We start from the raw sequence: 17,753 nt of genomic DNA on the forward strand, positions 1-17,753 counted from the left end.
AGTTCGAGGCCCCCATGCAAGACGAAGTTCCTCATGTCGCCCTGGACGCGGTTGAGACCTCCGCATCAGGCCCATCCATGGGATGGACAAGCTGGATCGGCACGGCAATCGGCGTCGCTGCATTGATAACATCGGTCGTTTCCATCTGGCTGGCGCTGAAAAATGCCGGGTCTATGAACCAGCTGGTCCAGGCCAATAGCTGGCCACATCTGCAAATTCTGACAAGCAACTCCTCAGACGATAATGGGCGCGAAATCCGCTTCACGATCGAAAATACGGGGGCCGGTCCCGCCAAGCTGCATTCCGTCATCGCCTATCTCGACAATGAACCGATGCCGAACGCATCCATGTTCGTGAAGCAGGCCTGCGATTGCGATCCCTCCCCGACACTGCGGCGGAGCATCGGCTCCTTCACGCCGTCCAACAAGGTGCTGGACTCCGGCTATTCGATCATCTTTCTGAGGGTTTCCTACGACCCGGACACGGCAGAGGCCTGGAGTCGCATCGACCAAAGTCGGTTCACCCGCCTGCGCTTCCGCGGATGCTATTGTTCGGTCTTCGACGAATGCTGGGAAACGGATTTCGTATCCCTGTCGAAAACGTCCGTCGAGCTATGCGAACCGAGCGATGATAACTGGCGGGGCTGAAGCGCCCGTAGCGTGCGATTCAGTCGCCGCGAAGCCGGGCGTAGATGAGGTGATCCGCCCAGTCGCCATTGATCTTCAATAGGCCCCGCGCCAGCCCTTCACGCTGATATTGGCTAGCTTCCAATACCCGGACGGAGGCGGCATTGTCGGCCTGAACGGCGGCTTCGACCCGGTGCAGGGCCAGCGTTTCGAACGCAAAGCGGGTCAGGGCCCGGACTGCGCCGCGCGCATGTCCCCGGTTCGTGTGCGCCTGCGCGACCCAATAGCCCAGACGCGCCGATTGTGCCGCGCCGCGTTCAACATGGGTCAGATTGACCGCCCCGATCAGCGTGTCCGTATCGGCACGGACGATATGAAACGGGTAGGCCCGATCACTCCCCACCAGTTTCTTGAAACGGGACAGGCGAAGGCGGTAGCTGGAGCGCGACAGATGCCCGTCCAGCCAGTCCGGTTCCCATGGCCGCAGGTAATCGGCGTCGGAGCGGCGAATATTGGCCCATTGCTCATAATCCGACCATTGTGGATGACGCAGGCGGATCAGCCCCGCCGTTCCTGGGACAGCGATCTGGGTCGCCGTCGTGATACGAAGCGCGTCGCGCATCAGCGAAAGGACAGCCGCCCCGCCCGGCGGTGCAGGATCGCGTAGATGATCAGCAGGATCAGCGCGAAGGACCACCAGGTCAGCATATAGCTGACATGGTTGTTGGCGATCTCGGGGCGCCGGATCGGTAGCTTCGCCGCGTCCGTCTCGACCGGATCCAGCGCGATATAATGGGTTGCCCCCGGCAGCCAGGCTCCGTCCGGATTGACTTCGAACCAGCGATTTTCCGCCGTGTTGCTGCGCGTTCCAATCCAGCGTGACAGACCAGTGCGGGGCCGGATACGCCGGACATAGGCAGCACGCGGAGCTGTGAGTTCCGGCGCAGAAGCCGTCGTCTTCAGACGGTCATCGATGCTGGGAAAGCCGACGAGAACGCTCTGCGCGCCTTGAGTCACTTGCCGGAAGGGCTGCCACTGGATCGACCCCACCGGCTGATAAAGATACCAGACAGGACCATCCGCTGTTCCGCTGATCTGTATCCGGCGAAAATCGAGCGGAGCGCCTGCGGCCTGCGCGGCTGCCAGATCGGCGAGAGACGACAGGGGTGGCGCTGTGACAGCAGCATCGACCTCGGCCAGAACGCCCTGTTTCCACTGCCAGCGCTGATATTGCCAGATGCCCAGACCGATCAGGATCGGCAGGCAGATCAGGACCGCGAGGGTCAGCCCCGGCATGGGTTTGAAGCGAAGTCTCACAGAGAAAATCTATGACGCGGGACGGCAGAGGGGCAAAGCATGCATGTCACATGAAAGTCGGGATCGCATAAAAAAGCCGGGGCGACAGGCCCCGGCTTGATATGCGTATCATCGCCGCGCGTCAGACGAAGGCGACATAGACGAAGGCGAACAGGAACAGCCAGACGACATCGACAAAGTGCCAGTACCAGGCGGCGGCCTCGAGTCCGAAATGCTTCTCCGGAGTCATGCCGCCATGCATCAGTCGCAGCCAGATCGCGAACAGGAAGATCGTCCCGATCAGGACATGCAGACCGTGGAAGCCGGTCGCCATGAAGAAAGCGGAGCCATAGACATTGGTCGATAGCCAGAAGGTGCCCTTGATGCCGTCTTCGAGACGGTAATCGAACAAGTGAACATACTCATAGGCCTGAACCGATGTGAACAGAATGCCGAGTATAACCGTCAGGCCCAGACCCCATTTGGCGCTCTTGCGGTCGCCATGGATCAACGCATGGTGTGCCCAGGTCACGGTCGTGCCAGACAGGAGCAGGATCAGCGTATTGATCAGCGGCAGATGCCAGGGATCGACGGTTTCGATCGAGGGTGGCGGCCAGGAGGCATAGGCCTCGTTATTTTCGAGAATGTCGGGGTTCCAGCCGGCGCGGAATTTGTGAAACAGACCCAGTTCGAAGAACATCCAGAACCATCCGACGAAGAACATGGCTTCCTGCATGATGAACATGATCATGCCGTAGCGCAGACCCAGATCGATCACGGGTGTATGCTCGCCGCGGGCGGATTCAGCGGCGACGTCCTTCCACCAGCCGATCATGACATAGGCCGCCATCAGCGTGCCGATCAGCAGGATGATCCAGCCACCGCCTGCGCCTTCGCGGCCTTGGATCGTGTCCAGACCGCGGGCGAAGAAGAATTCCATCATTGGGCTATCGCCACTGCGCGACACCAGTCCGGTGAAGAAAACCACCATACCCAGACCCCAGGTCAGGCAGGCGACACCCGACCAAAATGGCCAGCGGCTAGGGGGCAGAATGTGATAGTCGTGTTCGACGGCACCGGCCATGGACATGTCCTCGGTTGGTCCGCACGCGTCACGGACGCGGTGGACCTGTTATTCGTTTTACCGCCTATACCGACGGGACTTTCGCTTCGCAACCATGCGGGCGGCTCGACAGCGTGCAAAATTCACAGGTCGGGCGATCCCGCCTGTGTTGATTTCCCGATCTAGTTCAGGACGTTGTCGGATACTGCCGCCGTCTGTGTTGGCTGATCCTCGGCAACGAAAAACGTATAGCTCAGCGTGACTTCGCCGACATCGTCATGACGGGCGCTATTATCCATCTCCGGATCGACGAAGAAGAGAACCGGCATGGTGATTTCCTCGCCCGGTTGCAACGTCTGATCGGTAAAGCAGAAACACTCTGTCTTAACAAAATAGGGCGCCGCCTTGACCGGCGTGACGTTGAATGTGGCAACGCCGGTTACGGGCCTGTCCGAGACATTCCGCGCCGTATAATAGGCCAGCCCCGTCTGTCCCAGTTGAACATCCATGGCACGTTCGACCGGACGGAATTCCCATGGCAGGTCCGGGCTGATATTCGAGTCGAACTTCACCGTCACCGTGCGGTCGAGCACGACGGACAGATTATCCGCATTCATCGCGATCTGCGGCGTGCCGCCAAACCCCGTCACCCGGCAGAACGCATCGTAAAGCGCCTTGGAGGAGAAACCGAGGCCGAGCATGCCGATGGCCAGCGCCGTCAGCAAGAAAGTGGTTTTCGTGTTCCGGGTCACGTGGGGCTCTCCTTTAACCGGGGGAACGCATGACAATGGATGCGGCGACGAGAAGCATGAAGCCGATCAATGTCAAGGCAATGGCGATGTTGCGGCGCGTGCGCGCCCGCACTTCCGCCACGCTCGGCGTCGCGAAGTCCGTGGGTTCGTTTCGATATTCCGGCATCTATCAGGCCACTCCGAAAAGCAGATGATCCGCTGTCAGCACGCCAAACAGGGCGAACAGGTAAAGGATCGAATAGGCAAACAGGTTCCGCGCCGATCGATTGCCCGACCGGACGGCATAGAGGGTCGCTTCAGTCTGATCGATATCGGACACTTTATCGCCGGCCCGGGAGCGGAACACCCGGATCGCCAAATAGAGAAACAGGCCCGACAGAAGCGTAGCGCCGATCAGATAAGCGCCGCCGCCAAGGCCGGTCCAGTATGGCAACAGGGTCAGGCCGAAGAGCAGCAGGCTATAGACGAGGATTTCGGTCCGGGTCCGTTTGGCCCCCTTCACATTGGGCATCATCGGAATGCCGACGCGGCCATAATCCGTCTGCTTGTATAGCGCGAGCGCCCAGAAATGCGGCGGGGTCCAGAAGAAGATGATGGCAAACAGGATCACGCTATCCAATGTGACCGTTCCTGTAACCGCCGCATAGGCGACCATGGGGGGGAATGCCCCCGCTGCACCGCCGATAACGATATTCTGCGGCGTGCTGCGCTTCAGCCACATGGTGTAGATCACCAGATAGAAGAAGATGGTGAAGGCCAGCAGCGCAGCGGCGATCCAGTTCGTCGCTACTAGGAGCAACCAGACCGAGCCGATCGACATGACGGCCCCGAAGCCCAGTGCAGCCCGCGGAGACAAGACACCCTTGGGGATCGGGCGCTGCGAGGTGCGCGCCATCGCCCCGTCAATATCGGCGTCATACCACATATTCAGCGCCCCAGACGCGCCCGCGCCGACGGCGATGCAAAGGATGGCGATCAAGGCCGAGCCCCAGCCGATTGACCCGGACAGCGACCCCGGCGCGAGCAATAGACCGCAAATCGCCGTGAAGATCACAAGGCTCATCACCCGCGGCTTCATCAACGCAAAATAATCCCCCGGCTCCGCGAGGGAGAGACCCGCGCCAGCTTGCGGGGTTGATGCCTGGATATCCCCGGTCATGACTGACGCTGCCTTCCCATCCAGACAATGATCGGCAACATTAAAAGGCTAAGCAGAACCATCCAGCCGCCGACAGCCGCTATCATGTTCATGGTCGTGGCTGACGCCATAGCTCCGGTGTCGGCATCAAGAAGGGAGATGATAAGAAAGTACGGAACGAGGGTGAATATGACGCCAATAAGATACAAACCCAATTGAATGTAAATGAGTTTCACTAGGTTCTGAAACTGGGCGAAACGTGTCGCAATGCGATAGACGATCATGCAAATCGCAGCCGGTATTAAAAATGGCAGTAAGTGAAGCCCGTTGAAAACCACGTAATAGCTGTCGTAAAAATAGGCTTCTGCCGGGGATGGTGAACCACGGGAAAGCCAAAGACTCAGCACGCCCATAATCACACAGACGGCAACAGCTCCTAAAGCCCAAAGTCTCACAGGTGTTGTGGCGGATAGAGTCACGCTGCCCCACCCTCAGGTGAGGAAAAGGCCGCGGTCGTTTCCGACGCGGCCCCTTCGTAGGTTTCAGATGGGCTGGCCACCGGAGCTAGTGAGCGTCTTCCTTGCCGTCATCGATGCGCGGCAGGACGCTGAACTGGTGATAGGGGGGCGGGCTGGAAATAGTCCATTCCAGCGTCGTCGCGCCCTCGCCCCAATAGCTATTACCAACCCGGCGCTTACTGCGGTTCAGGAAGGCTTCGATCAGCACGACGAAGAAGACGGCGACGGAGGCCAGCGTGATCCACGCACCCCAGGAGCTGACCATGTTCCAGAAGGCGTGCTCCTGAACATAATCGACGTAGCGGCGCGGCATCTGGTTGAGGCCCAGAAAATGCTGCGGGAAGAAGATCACGTTCACGCCGATGAAGAAGAGCCAGAAATGCAGGCGGGCCAGGAAACCGCTATAGTGGAAACCGAACATCTTGCCGAACCAGTAATACCAGCCCGCAAAGATACCGAACACTGCGCCCATGGACAGGACATAGTGGAAGTGCGCAACGACGTAATAAGTGTCGTGCAGGACCGTATCGACGCCCGCATTCGCCAGAACCACGCCCGTCACGCCGCCGACGACGAACAGGAAGATGAAGGCCAGCGCCCACATCATGGGCACAGAGAAGCGAATCGAACCGCCCCACATGGTGGCGAGCCAGGAGAAGACTTTCACACCTGTCGGCACGGCGATCACGAGGGTAGCGAGCACGAAGTAGGCCTTCACATTCACATCCATGCCGACCGTGTACATGTGGTGCGCCCAGACGACGAAGCCGACGACGCCGATTGCGACCATGGCGTAAGCCATGCCGAGATAGCCGAAGATCGGCTTCTTGGAGAAGGTCGAGATGATGTGCGACACGATGCCGAAGGCCGGCAGGATCATGATGTAGACTTCAGGGTGACCGAAGAACCAGAACAGATGCTGGAACATTTGCGGATCGCCGCCACGCGCCGGGTCGAAGAAGGCGGTGCCGCCTTCGATCCGGTCCGTCAGCAGCATGAACAGCGCCGCCGCCAGAACAGGCAACGCCAGCAGAAGCAGGAATGCCGTCACCAGAACCGACCAGGCGAAGAGCGGCATCTTGTGCATGGTCATGCCAGGCGCGCGCATGTTCAGAATGGTCGTGATGAAGTTGATCGCACCGAAAATGGAAGAGAAACCCGCTGCCAGCAGCCCGATAATGATGAAATCGAAGGCCGGTCCGGGCGACCCGGTCGTACTGAGCGGCGGATACATCACCCAGGAGCCGCCAAAGCCGTTTCCTTCCGCCGCACCGGGCACGAAGAAACTGATCAGTAGACAGATCAGCGCCACGGGCAGGAGCCAGAAGGACAGATTGTTCATGCGCGGAAACGCCATATCCGGCGCGCCGATCATGATCGGAACGAACCAGTTACCGAACCCCCCGATCAAAGCGGGCATCACCATGAAAAAGATCATGATCAAACCGTGCATCGTCACGAAGACGAGGTAAGTGTGCTCATTGGTGAAATACTGAATGCCGGGCGCCGCCAGCTCCATTCGCATCATGAAGGACAGGAACCCACCGATCAGGCCGGAAATAATCCCGAAGATCAGATAGAGCGTTCCGATATCCTTGTGGTTTGTGGAATAGAACCACCGCTCGAAAAAGCGGGGCTTTTCATCGTCCTGACCATATGCGGCCGGAACATCTTCGCCGGGAATAGCAACCATTAGTCTGTCTCTTGTCCTTGTTCGCCGGGGCTAGTCGTTTGCCGCAGTCACGCCTGCGCCGCCATCGAGGCGCGCGAGCTTGTCTTCGGGAATACCGCCACTGGCGATGAATTGCGCGAATTCTTCCTTGCTGACGGCTTTGACCTCGATTGGCATTTTGTAATGGCGAATGCCGCAAATTTCGGAGCACTGTCCGAAATAGGTGCCTTCTTCATACACTTCGAACCAGGTCTCGTTGATGATGCCGGGCACGGCGTCCATCTTGATGCCGAAGGCCGGCACGGTCCAGCTGTGCATATTATTGACTGACGTCACCAGCACTTTGACGCGCGTGTTGATCGGCACGATCAGCGGCGCATCGGTCGCCAGCAGATAGGGCTGCCCGACCTCGCGCGACTGCGTTTCGTCCAGCGGGTTGGAAATGAACTCTTCCACACCCTCATAGTCGGGATAGGAGTAGATCCAGTTCCACGTATTGCCGACGACCTTCACCGTCATCTCCGTTTCCGGCAGACGGTCCTGCTTGTAGAGCAGGTTCATCGACGGAATGGCGATGATGACCAGCAGGATCACGGGCACAACGGTCCAGATCACCTCGATCAGCGTATTATGCGACGTCTTGCTCGGGACCGGATTCTTGCTCTCGCGGAAGCGGATCAGAATATAGGCCATCAGCAGGAAGACGAAAATCACGATGGCGGTGATGATCACCATGACCAAATTATGGACGAAGTGAACTTCCTCCATCACCGGGGTCGCGGCATCCGGCAGCCACCAGCCCCCATCCGTCGGGCCGACCTGTTTGTCCTGGGCGAAAGCGGCGATCCCGGACATCAGGGCCAAGGCCCCCGCCCCGATCGTGCTCAGCGTAGCGTTCAACGCGCGCATGAAATCCTCTTAACGTGCTGCGGCAGGCCGTTTCCGCCCGCCCGATCCCTGATATAGCCATGAAAAGCCGACCTTCCGAGCCCCCTAACGGATACGGATTGTCGCAGGTGACATGACAATTACGGCAGCCTTTATCGTGGCTTGTTGCCGGATGGAAGCCCTGATACCCGCTTGAGACTGAAAAGCCGGGCAACTGCGACACGTTCGCACTGACCCGGGTTATTTTTGCCCCCGGAGCCCGCATGGCCGATTTCATTTTCGATGATAGCGATCTGGACGCCGCTCAGGCCGAACGCATTCTCAACGATACGCTCAAGGGCGCCGATGACGGCGAACTGTTCATCGAACGCTCGACCTCCGAAGCGCTCTCCTTTGACGATGGCCGGCTGAAAACAGCCAGCTTTGACAGTTCGCGCGGTTTCGGACTGCGTTGCGTCGCGGGCGAAGCGTCCGGTTTTGCGCAGTCATCCGAACTCTCGCCCGAATCGCTGCGTCGTGCCTCGGACGCGGTGCAACTGGTCAAGCTTGGCCATGACGGTGTCATGTCCGCCCTGCCGCGCCGCACCAACCAGGCCCTCTATCCCGACATCGACCCGACCGAAGATCCCGGCTTTGCCGACAAGGTCGGACTGTTGCAGCAGATTGACGGCTTTGTCCGCGCCCTCGACCCGGAAGTTGTGCAGGTCACGGTCACGCTCGCCGGATCGCGCCGCGCCATCGCCATTCTGAAACAGGACGGCGCGCGCATCAACGATGTCCGCCCGCTGGTCCGTTTGAACATCATGGTCATCGCCGAACGGGGCGGTCGCCGCGAATCCGGCTATGTCGGCACGGGTGGCCGTTATCCCTATGACCAGATCACGGACCCGTCCGTCTGGCAGCCGATGGCGCGCGAGGCCCTGCGCCAGGCACAGGTCAATCTGACATCGGTCGATGCACCCGCCGGACAGTTCGATGTCGTGCTCGGCCCTGGCTGGCCCGGTGTGCTGCTGCACGAAGCGATGGGGCATGGTCTGGAAGGCGATTTCATCCGCAAGGGCACATCCGCCTTTGCAGGGCGGCTCGGCGATCAGGTGGCAAGCCGGGGCGTGACTATCGTCGATGACGGCACGCTGGAAGGTCGCCGCGGGTCGCTGAGCGTCGATGATGAGGGGACGCCGACAGAACGCACTGTTCTGATTGAGGACGGCAAGCTGGTCGGCTTCATGCAGGACCGCCTCAATGCGCGCCTTATGAATGTCGAACCGACGGGCAATGGCCGCCGCGAAAGCTTCGCCCACGCCCCCATGCCGCGCATGACCAATACGTTCATGCTGGGGGGCGACGTGCCACAGGCCCAGATGATCGGCGAACTGGAAGACGGCATTTACGCATCGAATTTCGGCGGCGGGCAGGTCGACATCACATCCGGAAAATTCGTGTTCCAGTGCACAGAGGCCTACCGCGTCAGAGGGGGCAAGATCGAAGAACCCCTCAAGGGTGTAACTCTGATCGGGGACGGTCCGAAAGTGCTGGGACAGATCCGCCATGTTGGCGACGATATGGCCTTGGATCCCGGCATCGGTGTGTGCGGCAAAGCTGGACAGGGCGTGCCCGTCGGAGTCGGTCAACCCTCACTCTATGTCGAAGCGCTGACGGTCGGTGGTACGGCCTGATGGGCGCAGCCACCGCCTGTCCGAGCGCGGACGCCATGACGGCCTTTCTCAAAGCCAATTTCGACGGACCCAACCACCCACTCATTACCGAGGCGGAGACAGGCCGGGTCGCGCTGACCCTGTCCTGCGGTCCGGCAGAGTTGCGCCCCGGCGGTTTCATTTCCGGCCCGACCATGATGGCGATCGCTGATACGGCCGGGTTAATGGGCGTCTTCAGCCACACCGGCATGACCGCTCCCGCCTTCACCACCGCCTTATCCATCGACTTTTTGCGCCCCGCCAAGGGACAACAGCTTCATGCCTGGGCCGACGTCGTGAAATTCGGCCGCACACTCAGCGTGATCAACGTCACCTTGCGTGGCTCCGACAATGACAAACCCAGCGCCCAAGCCGTCGTCACCTACGCTACCGGCGCAAAAGCCGGCTGAGTCCAGCCGACAAGTCCGGGAGTCGCATCACACTCCATTGCGTCGGGTCCCGGCTCTGCGGCACAAGCGCTTTGGCCGGGATGACGCAGGAGAGAGCGCGCGCGCTGGCTGTATTTTCGGGCAAGACTTTCCGGACGGGAACGCGTTAAGAGGCGAGAAAGCCAGCTTCTGACCGACCACGAGATATTCATGCCGACCACACCCTATCCGACCCTTCAATTTGGCCACTCGGAAACGACCGAAGCCATTCGCGAAGCCGTCTATCAGTTTGCGCAGGATAAGATTGCGCCGATCGCCGCCGAGGTGGATGCGTCGAACGTCTTTCCGCGCCACCTCTGGCCGGAAATGGGCGAGCTGGGTCTGCACGGCATTACTGTGTCCGAAGATCAGGGCGGCCTGGGCCTTGGCTATCTGGAACATACGATCGCCATCGAGGAAGTCAGCCGGGCATCCGCGTCGATCGGGCTGTCCTACGGAGCGCACAGCAATCTCTGCATCAATCAGATCGAACGCTGGGGCAATGCGGAACAAAAGGCCAAATATCTGCCTAAACTCGTTTCCGGCGAGCATCTCGGATCGCTTGCCATGAGCGAAGCGGGAGCCGGATCGGACGTCATGTCGATGAAGCTGAAGGCGGAGAGCGCGCAAGGCGGCTATCTGCTGAACGGCACCAAGATGTGGATCACCAACTCACCGACGGCCAATACGCTGCTTGTCTACGCCAAGACCGACCCGAGCGCCGGGTCCAAGTCGGTCAGCGCCTTTCTGATCGAAAAGGACTATGAAGGCTTCACGACAGCGCAGAAGCTCGACAAACTCGGCATGCGCGGGTCCGACACGGCGGAGCTGGTGTTCGATAATTGCTTCGTGCCGGAAGAGAACCTGGTCGGCGAGATCGGGCAAGGTGCGGCGATCCTGATGAGTGGGCTCGACTATGAACGGGTCGTACTGTCTGCCGTGTCGATCGGCATCATGCAGGCCTGCCTCGACGTCGTCCTGCCTTATATTCACGAGCGCAAACAGTTCGGAAAATCGATCGGCGAGTTTCAGCTGATCCAGGGCAAGATGGCGGACATGTATGTCAGCCTGTCCACTGCGCGGGCCTATTCCTACGCCGTCGCCGCGGCCTGCGACCGGGGCGAGACGACCCGAAAGGATTCCGCTGGCTGCATTCTCTATGCAGCGGAAAAAGCAACGCAGATGGCGCTCGACGCCATCCAGATTCTGGGCGGCAATGGCTACATCAACGACTATCCGACCGGGCGGTTATTGCGCGACGCCAAGCTGATGGAGATCGGTGCGGGAACGTCCGAAATTCGCCGCTGGCTCATCGGTCGCGAGCTCTTTGGCGAGACTCGTTAGGCAGGGCGTTTAGACGGGCTGGGGCGACGCGCCGCGACAGGCCAGATTGGCGAGGTCCAGCCGGAAGTCTCCATCCACGCCGTCGGCGAGAATGACGCCCATCTCGCGCACATCGGATGGATCGAACGGAGCCGCCCGGACGGTTCGTCCGAAAATGGAGGTTCGCATGTCTGTAAAGGAGAGGAAGACTTCGCTCCACTCACCCGGCATCGTGGCCGGAATATCGGCCTGATAGGAGACGGCGCGTCCGCGCCAGCGTTCCGATGTCCGGAAGGTCAGCGTGTATCCGCGACCGTCCGACCGCACCCGCATGGCCATTCCATTGGCACCGTTCAGATCGCCCGGCTGCATTCGCCGACGCAGCGAGGAGAAACCACCGCCATTCGTGTTGATCGTGCCGCGAAATACCATGAAATCATCCTCATGATAGCGCGTCCCTTGCGACAGGCCGCCCATCACACCGTCATTGACGATCTGCCAGGGCGCGACAGCGGCCGCGTCGGAGAAATCGATTTTCATGGTGCAGGCCTCCATCTGGGCCATGGTCACGGTCGGTTCGGTCCCGGTAACTTTCGATCCGGGCGCGCACGCCGCCGTAAGCGGCAAACCCAGAAGGAGGATCAAACCCGAAATCTGGCCAAGCATCGGGGCGAAGCCGGAGCCTGAGAGAAACAAACGCGTCATGGCGAAACAGTCCGTCAAAGTCGTTCAAAGACCCACTTTACGGGCGGACGACCGGAATGGTTCGAAAGCATAGCGGTCTAAGGGAGGGGAAGGAAAGATGCCCCCGGTCTCACGGGGCGCAATGGAGACCGAGGGCTGAGGATGAGCGCGAAGCTCACACCTCAGGCCGCGACCTATCAGAGCCGCCCGTCATGTCATCCGCTTTCCCCAGCAAATGCCGGAGAAATGCACATAATTAACCTATGTCGGCAGCGTCGTTAACATGGGTAATGATCTCATCCGGATCCGGGCGAGCGCGCGGCGATGCGGCTTGGATCGGCGTGCCGATATAGACGAAACCGGCGACCTGTTCGCCGTCGCACATGCCCAGTTCGGCCTGAATGCGCGAATCATAGGCGTACCATTCGGTCAGCCATTGCGCCCCGAAGCCGTGCGCCTGTGCCGCCAGACACAACATCAGACAGACGCTCCCCGCCGAGAGTTGCTGTTCCCATATCGGCGTGCCGCGCACGCAATCCTTGGGAGCGCTGATCACGGCAATGACGGTCGGTGCGCGCAGAAAGCGATGCGCCTCAAATTGCCAGCGCTCTTCAGGGTGATCCGGATAATCGGCCCGGTAGGCTGCGGCCAGCGCATCCCCGAATCGGGCGCGGGCGTCACCCTGAAAAACCTGCAGCCTGAACGGGGCGAGCTTGCGATGGTCAGGAACACGTGTGCCGGTCGTCAGGATCGCCTTGAGCGTATCGGCGTCCGGTCCGGGCTCGGCCATGGACTTGGCCAGGTTGCTGCGCCGCGTCGCCAGAAAATCGATCACGGGCACATTACGACTTGGAAGAGGGAAACTGTCGGGCATAGGAATCCGTCAGGTGAACGGGTTAAAGGAATGCACGTTCTATCTGGGACTACAGGAAGGCAATCGCAATGCAGATCGAAACAAAACTGACACAACTGGGCCTCACCCTCCCCGATCCAATGGCACCGGTCGCGAATTATGTGCCTTATGTCGTCAGCGGGTCGCAGGTCTTCGTCTCCGGGCAGATCAGCAAGATCGGCGACGAGATCGTGCGCGGGCGGCTCGGAGATGGATTGAGCCTCGAGGACGGGCAGCGCGCCGCGCAGCTCTGCGGGCTCAATATCGTCGCGCAGCTCAAGGCAGCCTGTGACGGTGATCTGTCCCGGGTCACGCGTATCATCAAACTGGGCGGGTTCGTGCAGGCCACACCGGACGCGACCGGAGCGGCCATCCCGCAAATCATCAATGGCTGTTCGGATTTGATGGTGGCCCTGTTTGGCGACGCCGGACGACACGCACGGTTTGCAGTCTCCGCGCCGAGCCTGCCCCTCGACGTCGCCGTCGAGATTGACTGTATCGCGGAGATAGCGGTGCCATCAAGCCAATAGCGTGAAACCACGAGGGCGCGGCAATTTTCTAGTTGAGAATTATTCTCAAAATGGTAGCGCTCTCCATATTGCGAATGACTCGCAAAATGGAGATGTCATGATCGTTCAATTACCGGGATCGGATCTGGTGCGGCTGATGGCGCGATTGTCGGACGAGAATCACTGGACGGAGGCGCAAACGGGTCTGGGTCGCGAGAAGGATGACAGGCTGCCGACTGAGGGAGTTACGCTCGCCCCAGACCCGTCTTGTCGCTGCCGCTGTAAAAAGACGACAAATTCGCGAAATTGATCTCATTTAGAGGGCCGTTTCAGCCTGCGACGCCTTGATTTATCAGGCCGTCGCCGCGATATAGCGGTCTTCTCCCGAGACAAGACGAAAGACTATCCATCTTATGAGCATACCCGGTCAAACATTTAACGACCGCCTCCAGGCGCAAAAAGAGGCCAAAATGGCCATGCTGAAACGCGCCAAGGAGAAGCAACTCGATCCTGCCGAAAAAGAACGGCTGATGAAAGAACGTGCCGCACGCAATGCGGCCCGTGAGGAACGCGAACAACAGCGTGCCGCCGAAAAATCCGCCAAGATCGAGCAGGAAAGAGCCGAAAAGGCCGAACGCGAGCGCAAGAAGAAACTGGCTGACGCGGCCCGCAAGAAGGCCAAAGAAGAGCTGGCCAAACAACAAAAAGCAGCCCGCGACGCCAAATATGCGGCGCGCAAAGCCCGCAAGAAGCGCTAAACGACAGCCCTATCGATTAGATAAGCCCGGCTCCGCGCCGGGCTTTTTCGTAATCCAAGACCGCTGAATCCATTCCCTTGGATATCATCGCCTTTGTCTTGGACACGCTGAGGATTTCAGTTTGAATGACCCGAAGCCTCTCACGAATAAGGTTGAGAGGAAGAGGTGAAAAGGTTTTCGGCCCCGGAGCTAGTGCCGCGTGCGACCTTTCAGCTTTTTGAGACCCATCATGGCGAGTGCAATCAGCACGGCCAGAATAGCCCAAGCGATCGCAACTATTATACTCAAAGGTAAGATCGTCGTTAGTAAAGAGGGCCCAGCGCCCGTCACGAACTCCATATATAGCGTGTATATAATGAGGCTGAGTTCTAAGGCTCCAACCCCCCAAAAGAAAATTGGCTGAAACACTTCACCGAACCGGAATTCGAAATCTTTCGGGTCTTTCATAGAAATTAAGTTACCCCAAGCCTTCTCGCTAAGGCAAGCGGACCGTGATCTGGCAATATTAGATGAGACGGCTCAAGCTAGAGGGCTTGAAAGCTGTTACTGGAGACTAAAGCCCAGACCTTGAGAGCCTTGGTTTGGGTATTGGAGCTGCCCCTCACCCAACCTTGCGCACAAACACAGCCCCCGCCGAATACCCCGCGCCAAACGAGCATATCAGGCCGGTATCGCCATCCGCGAAATCGTCAGAATGTTTATGAAAAGCGATGATTGATCCGGCGGAAGATGTATTCGCATATTCATCCAGCACGACCGGAGCCTGTTCGATTTCGACATCCTTGCCGAGCACCTTCTTGGCGATCAGGACGTTCATATTGAGGTTCGCCTGGTGCAGCCACATGCGCTTCAGGCTGTTCGGATCGAGGCCGAGCGTTTCAGCCTCCGCGCTGATCAGCTTGGCAACCATGGGCACAACTTCCTTGAAGACGCTGCGTCCGTTCTGGACGAAGAGCTTGTCGGTCAGCCCCTTGCGGCCCCGGTCGCCATGGAAGCCGTCATCTTCCGGCGCTGTGTGATTGAGGAAGCCGAAATTGTTACGGATATTGTTGGAGAATTTGGTCACCAGCTTCGCGCCAATGATCTCCCAATGCTCCGTCGGGGCAACGTCTTCACGCTCGACGAGGATCGCCGTCGCCACGTCGCCAAAGATGAAGTGACTGTCGCGGTCTTTGAAGTTCAGGTGTGCGGTGCAGATTTCCGGATTCAGCACCAGCACGCTTTTCGCCTGCCCGCCATAGATCAGCCCGCGCGCAGCCTCTAACCCGAAGGTCGCACTGGAACAGGCGACATTCATGTCAAAGCCGAAACCTTCAATACCGAGCAGGTCCTGCACCTCCACGGCAACCGCCGGATAGCCGCGCTGCAGGTTCGAACACGCTACAATCACCGCATCAATATCCGCTGCCGTTCTGCTGGCATTGGAGAGCGCATCTTGTGCAGCATGAACGGCCATTTCCGCTAGAACGGACGGTTCGTCATTTGCACGGGCTGGAATGCGCGGTGCCATGATATCCGGATCGAGGATCGGGGCCTTGGACAGGACGTACCGGCTCTTAATGCCGGACGCCTTTTCGACGAACTCAGCAGAACTATGCGCCAGCGGGTCGCGTTCGCCTGTCGCGATCGCATCGGCATTGTCGCTGTTCCATTTGTCGACATAGGCGTTGAACGCCTCGACCAGCTCTTCGTTGGAAATGGAGTCTTCCGGCGTCCACAGTCCGGTTGAGGAAATGACGGCTTTCACGAACGAACGTCCCTTGCTGCTATCCGGCCCATGTAGCGAACCGGACGCGCGCGTCAAAGGTTACTCGCCATAGGGCGCAGAGATAGGCGTGGGCGGTTCGCGTTCTTCGGCATCGCGTCGATCGCGTTGCTGATAGAAGCAGTCAGGTTGTCCCGAGCGAGCATTATCGCCGCTCAGGCAGTCCCGGACCGTTTGCGTATCAACGCTTTTGTCATAGCGCTCGAAAGGATCCGGCTCCGTCGGGCCGACTGGAAGCGTCAGCAGGCTCTGACATCCGCCAAGGCTCAACAGCGCCAGAGAGGAGATAATCAATCTTCTCACAGGTAACGCATCTTCAGCGATGCCTCCCGGGCGCAACATCCGAGCTCATGGTCATTGATCATGCCGACCGCCTGCATGAAGGCATAGACGATCACCGGACCGACAAATTTGAAGCCGCGCGCCTTCAGGTCTTTGCTCAACGCCTCTGACTCCGGGCTTTTGACGGGGGCGTCGGAGAAACTCTCCCAGTGATTGACGATTGGCTTTCCGCCGACGAAATCCCAGAGATAGTCGGAAAAGTGGATCCCGCCATCGCGCATCGCCAGATAGACTTTCGCATTCCCGATCGTCGCATCGATCTTGGATCTGGAGCGGATAATGCCCGGATCGTCGAGCAGGCGGGCCCGGTCCTGATCGGTGTAAAACGCCACGATATCCGGATCGAACCCGTCATAGACTTTCAGCATATGCGCGCGTTTGCGCAGGATCGTAATCCAGGCGAGACCCGCCTGTTGTCCATCCTGTATCAGCTTGGAAAAAAGCGCCTTGGAATCACGGATCGGGCGTCCCCATTCCGTGTCGTGATAGTGACAGTAAAGCGCATCATCCTTCGGCACCCAGCCGCAGCGGCGAAGGTCCGGATCGTGATCGGGAAATTCAGTCATTGAGAATCTCCCGGTAATGCGACGTTCCGCTCGCCTGCGTACCGTTCAGCCAACGCCACGCCATCGTGATAGTCATGGGCGCATCAGCTATCTGTTTAAACAGGGCCGTCGCTTCGCCGACCTCAAGCGCCCCATCGGGCGCGCGGCAGTGGTAGACAAGCTCAGCTATATCCGACCCGTTCATCCTCCCAATCAGATGCCCGTCGGTGAAACCTGCGCCCGCATAGTCCGCCCTGAAATCATGGCCGTTCTGATGGAAGGTGAAAACAGCATCGCTGCTGACGCGACCGCCTTCGCTATTTGTCACCGGGCTGAAGCGCCGATTATCGACATCGACGATCAAAACACCTTCTCCATCCCGATATCGCACCGCGCATAGGTCGGGTGCGCGCCCCGATGGTTCACGACCCAGCCATTGCGTTCATAGAGGCGAAGCGCAGCCGCGTTCTTGGTGTTGGACAGCAGGAAGATGCGGTCAAGCTTCAGCCGGTTGCGTGCATAATCATGAACGGCATCCATCAGCGACTGACCAATGCCACGACCCCGGAAGCGCGTATCGACGGCCATTTTGGTCAGTTCCCACTGACCCGCATGCGGCCCGTCATCATGCGGTTTGAGCGCGCACGCCCCGGCAACCACATCGTCAATATGCGCCGAGAAAACCTGTCCGCCGCGCTCGAGATAAATTTCCGGGCGAGCCACCATGACCTTGTCGGACTCTTCGAGAACGTGAAGCTGCTCGATCCATTCCGCATTAAGCGCGGCGAAGCGCGGCAGCGCCGTGCGGTCATTGCGTCGGATTTTGACTGAACTGGACATAGGACCCGATTGCCGCAATC

22 protein-coding genes are annotated in these 17,753 nt (G+C 59.2%); 6 read left to right on the forward strand and 16 right to left on the reverse strand.

Translation table 11 applies throughout. The features are described 5' to 3' along the window. The first annotated feature begins 14 nt into the window (after positions 1-14). On the forward strand, positions 15-647 hold the full coding sequence (locus AB6B39_RS00190) for a hypothetical protein (protein WP_284372101.1): 633 nt from the start codon (positions 15-17) through the stop codon (positions 645-647). A 19-nt stretch (positions 648-666) separates the two neighbouring features. Here AB6B39_RS00190 and AB6B39_RS00195 read toward each other — a convergent pair whose 3' ends face one another. The 9 genes from AB6B39_RS00195 to coxB form a co-directional block, all read right to left on the reverse strand. Further along, positions 667-1,248, reverse strand: coding sequence for a GNAT family N-acetyltransferase (locus AB6B39_RS00195; RefSeq protein ID WP_284372099.1), 582 nt, complete (start codon positions 1,246-1,248; stop codon positions 667-669). After that, positions 1,248-1,943 carry an SURF1 family protein gene (locus tag AB6B39_RS00200; RefSeq protein WP_284372097.1) on the reverse strand — a complete coding sequence of 232 codons (696 nt, stop codon included), beginning with the start codon at positions 1,941-1,943 and terminating at the stop codon, positions 1,248-1,250. The genes AB6B39_RS00195 and AB6B39_RS00200 overlap by 1 nt, the downstream gene beginning before the upstream one ends. A gap of 121 nt (positions 1,944-2,064) precedes the next feature. Continuing rightward, on the reverse strand, positions 2,065-3,006 hold the full coding sequence (locus AB6B39_RS00205; protein ID WP_284372095.1) for a cytochrome c oxidase subunit 3: 942 nt from the start codon (positions 3,004-3,006) through the stop codon (positions 2,065-2,067). 161 nt (positions 3,007-3,167) lie between these two features. Then, positions 3,168-3,737 carry a cytochrome c oxidase assembly protein gene (locus AB6B39_RS00210; RefSeq protein ID WP_284372093.1) on the reverse strand — a complete coding sequence of 190 codons (570 nt, stop codon included), beginning with the start codon at positions 3,735-3,737 and terminating at the stop codon, positions 3,168-3,170. A 13-nt stretch (positions 3,738-3,750) separates the two neighbouring features. After that, entirely contained in the window at positions 3,751-3,903 is a 153-nt protein-coding gene (locus AB6B39_RS00215) for a hypothetical protein (RefSeq protein WP_284372091.1), read from the reverse strand. 3 nt (positions 3,904-3,906) lie between these two features. Next, positions 3,907-4,896 (reverse strand): heme o synthase, encoded by a 990-nt coding sequence (gene cyoE, locus AB6B39_RS00220; RefSeq protein ID WP_284372089.1) that lies wholly within the window; start codon positions 4,894-4,896, stop codon positions 3,907-3,909. Further along, on the reverse strand, positions 4,893-5,354 hold the full coding sequence (locus AB6B39_RS00225) for a hypothetical protein (protein WP_284372087.1): 462 nt from the start codon (positions 5,352-5,354) through the stop codon (positions 4,893-4,895). Before AB6B39_RS00225 ends, cyoE begins: the two co-directional genes overlap by 4 nt. A gap of 85 nt (positions 5,355-5,439) precedes the next feature. After that, a complete protein-coding gene (gene ctaD, locus AB6B39_RS00230; protein WP_284372085.1) occupies positions 5,440-7,086 on the reverse strand; it encodes a cytochrome c oxidase subunit I in 1,647 nt (548 codons plus the stop codon). Positions 7,087-7,116: 30 nt separating this feature from the next. Further along, positions 7,117-7,974, reverse strand: a complete 858-nt coding sequence (gene coxB, locus AB6B39_RS00235; RefSeq protein ID WP_284372083.1) for a cytochrome c oxidase subunit II — start codon at positions 7,972-7,974, stop codon at positions 7,117-7,119. Positions 7,975-8,216: 242 nt separating this feature from the next. Here coxB and AB6B39_RS00240 point away from each other — a divergent pair, with 242 nt between their 5' ends. From AB6B39_RS00240 to AB6B39_RS00250, 3 genes are all read left to right on the forward strand, one after another. Next, positions 8,217-9,629, forward strand: coding sequence for a TldD/PmbA family protein (locus AB6B39_RS00240; protein ID WP_284372081.1), 1,413 nt, complete (start codon positions 8,217-8,219; stop codon positions 9,627-9,629). After that, positions 9,629-10,057 carry a PaaI family thioesterase gene (locus AB6B39_RS00245; protein WP_284372078.1) on the forward strand — a complete coding sequence of 143 codons (429 nt, stop codon included), beginning with the start codon at positions 9,629-9,631 and terminating at the stop codon, positions 10,055-10,057. Before AB6B39_RS00240 ends, AB6B39_RS00245 begins: the two co-directional genes overlap by 1 nt. Positions 10,058-10,246: 189 nt before the next feature. Further along, on the forward strand, positions 10,247-11,419 hold the full coding sequence (locus AB6B39_RS00250; protein ID WP_284372076.1) for an isovaleryl-CoA dehydrogenase: 1,173 nt from the start codon (positions 10,247-10,249) through the stop codon (positions 11,417-11,419). A gap of 9 nt (positions 11,420-11,428) precedes the next feature. Here the strand turns inward: AB6B39_RS00250 and AB6B39_RS00255 are convergent, their stop codons facing one another. Next, on the reverse strand, positions 11,429-12,103 hold the full coding sequence (locus AB6B39_RS00255) for a CIA30 family protein (RefSeq protein WP_284372074.1): 675 nt from the start codon (positions 12,101-12,103) through the stop codon (positions 11,429-11,431). A 235-nt stretch (positions 12,104-12,338) separates the two neighbouring features. Continuing rightward, positions 12,339-12,956 (reverse strand): nitroreductase, encoded by a 618-nt coding sequence (locus tag AB6B39_RS00260; RefSeq protein WP_284372072.1) that lies wholly within the window; start codon positions 12,954-12,956, stop codon positions 12,339-12,341. Between the two features lie 68 nt (positions 12,957-13,024). On the opposite strand from AB6B39_RS00260, the gene AB6B39_RS00265 reads away from it, so the two are divergent. Then, entirely contained in the window at positions 13,025-13,504 is a 480-nt protein-coding gene (locus AB6B39_RS00265) for a RidA family protein (protein WP_284372070.1), read from the forward strand. Between the two features lie 392 nt (positions 13,505-13,896). Further along, on the forward strand, positions 13,897-14,241 hold the full coding sequence (locus AB6B39_RS00270; RefSeq protein ID WP_284372068.1) for a DUF6481 family protein: 345 nt from the start codon (positions 13,897-13,899) through the stop codon (positions 14,239-14,241). A gap of 601 nt (positions 14,242-14,842) precedes the next feature. Here the strand turns inward: AB6B39_RS00270 and AB6B39_RS00275 are convergent. From AB6B39_RS00275 to AB6B39_RS00295, 5 genes are read right to left on the reverse strand one after another with little or no spacing between them, the layout of a single operon-like run. Then, positions 14,843-15,988 (reverse strand): beta-ketoacyl-ACP synthase III, encoded by a 1,146-nt coding sequence (locus AB6B39_RS00275; protein WP_284372066.1) that lies wholly within the window; start codon positions 15,986-15,988, stop codon positions 14,843-14,845. A gap of 60 nt (positions 15,989-16,048) precedes the next feature. Next, positions 16,049-16,309, reverse strand: a complete 261-nt coding sequence (locus AB6B39_RS00280) for a hypothetical protein (RefSeq protein ID WP_284372064.1) — start codon at positions 16,307-16,309, stop codon at positions 16,049-16,051. After that, the gene (locus AB6B39_RS00285) at positions 16,306-16,914 is read right to left on the reverse strand and encodes a DNA-3-methyladenine glycosylase I (protein ID WP_284372062.1); all 609 of its coding nucleotides are present in this window, start codon (positions 16,912-16,914) and stop codon (positions 16,306-16,308) included. The genes AB6B39_RS00280 and AB6B39_RS00285 overlap by 4 nt, the downstream gene beginning before the upstream one ends. Then, complete coding sequence (locus tag AB6B39_RS00290) at positions 16,907-17,257, reverse strand: hypothetical protein (RefSeq protein WP_284372060.1); 351 nt, start codon at positions 17,255-17,257, stop codon at positions 16,907-16,909. Before AB6B39_RS00290 ends, AB6B39_RS00285 begins: the two co-directional genes overlap by 8 nt. After that, positions 17,254-17,733, reverse strand: coding sequence for a GNAT family N-acetyltransferase (locus AB6B39_RS00295; protein ID WP_284372058.1), 480 nt, complete (start codon positions 17,731-17,733; stop codon positions 17,254-17,256). The genes AB6B39_RS00290 and AB6B39_RS00295 overlap by 4 nt, the downstream gene beginning before the upstream one ends. Between the last annotated feature and the right edge of the window lie 20 nt (positions 17,734-17,753).

It is taken from the genome of Algimonas porphyrae (assembly GCF_041429795.1).
GTDB classification, from domain to species: domain Bacteria; phylum Pseudomonadota; class Alphaproteobacteria; order Caulobacterales; family Maricaulaceae; genus Litorimonas; species Litorimonas porphyrae.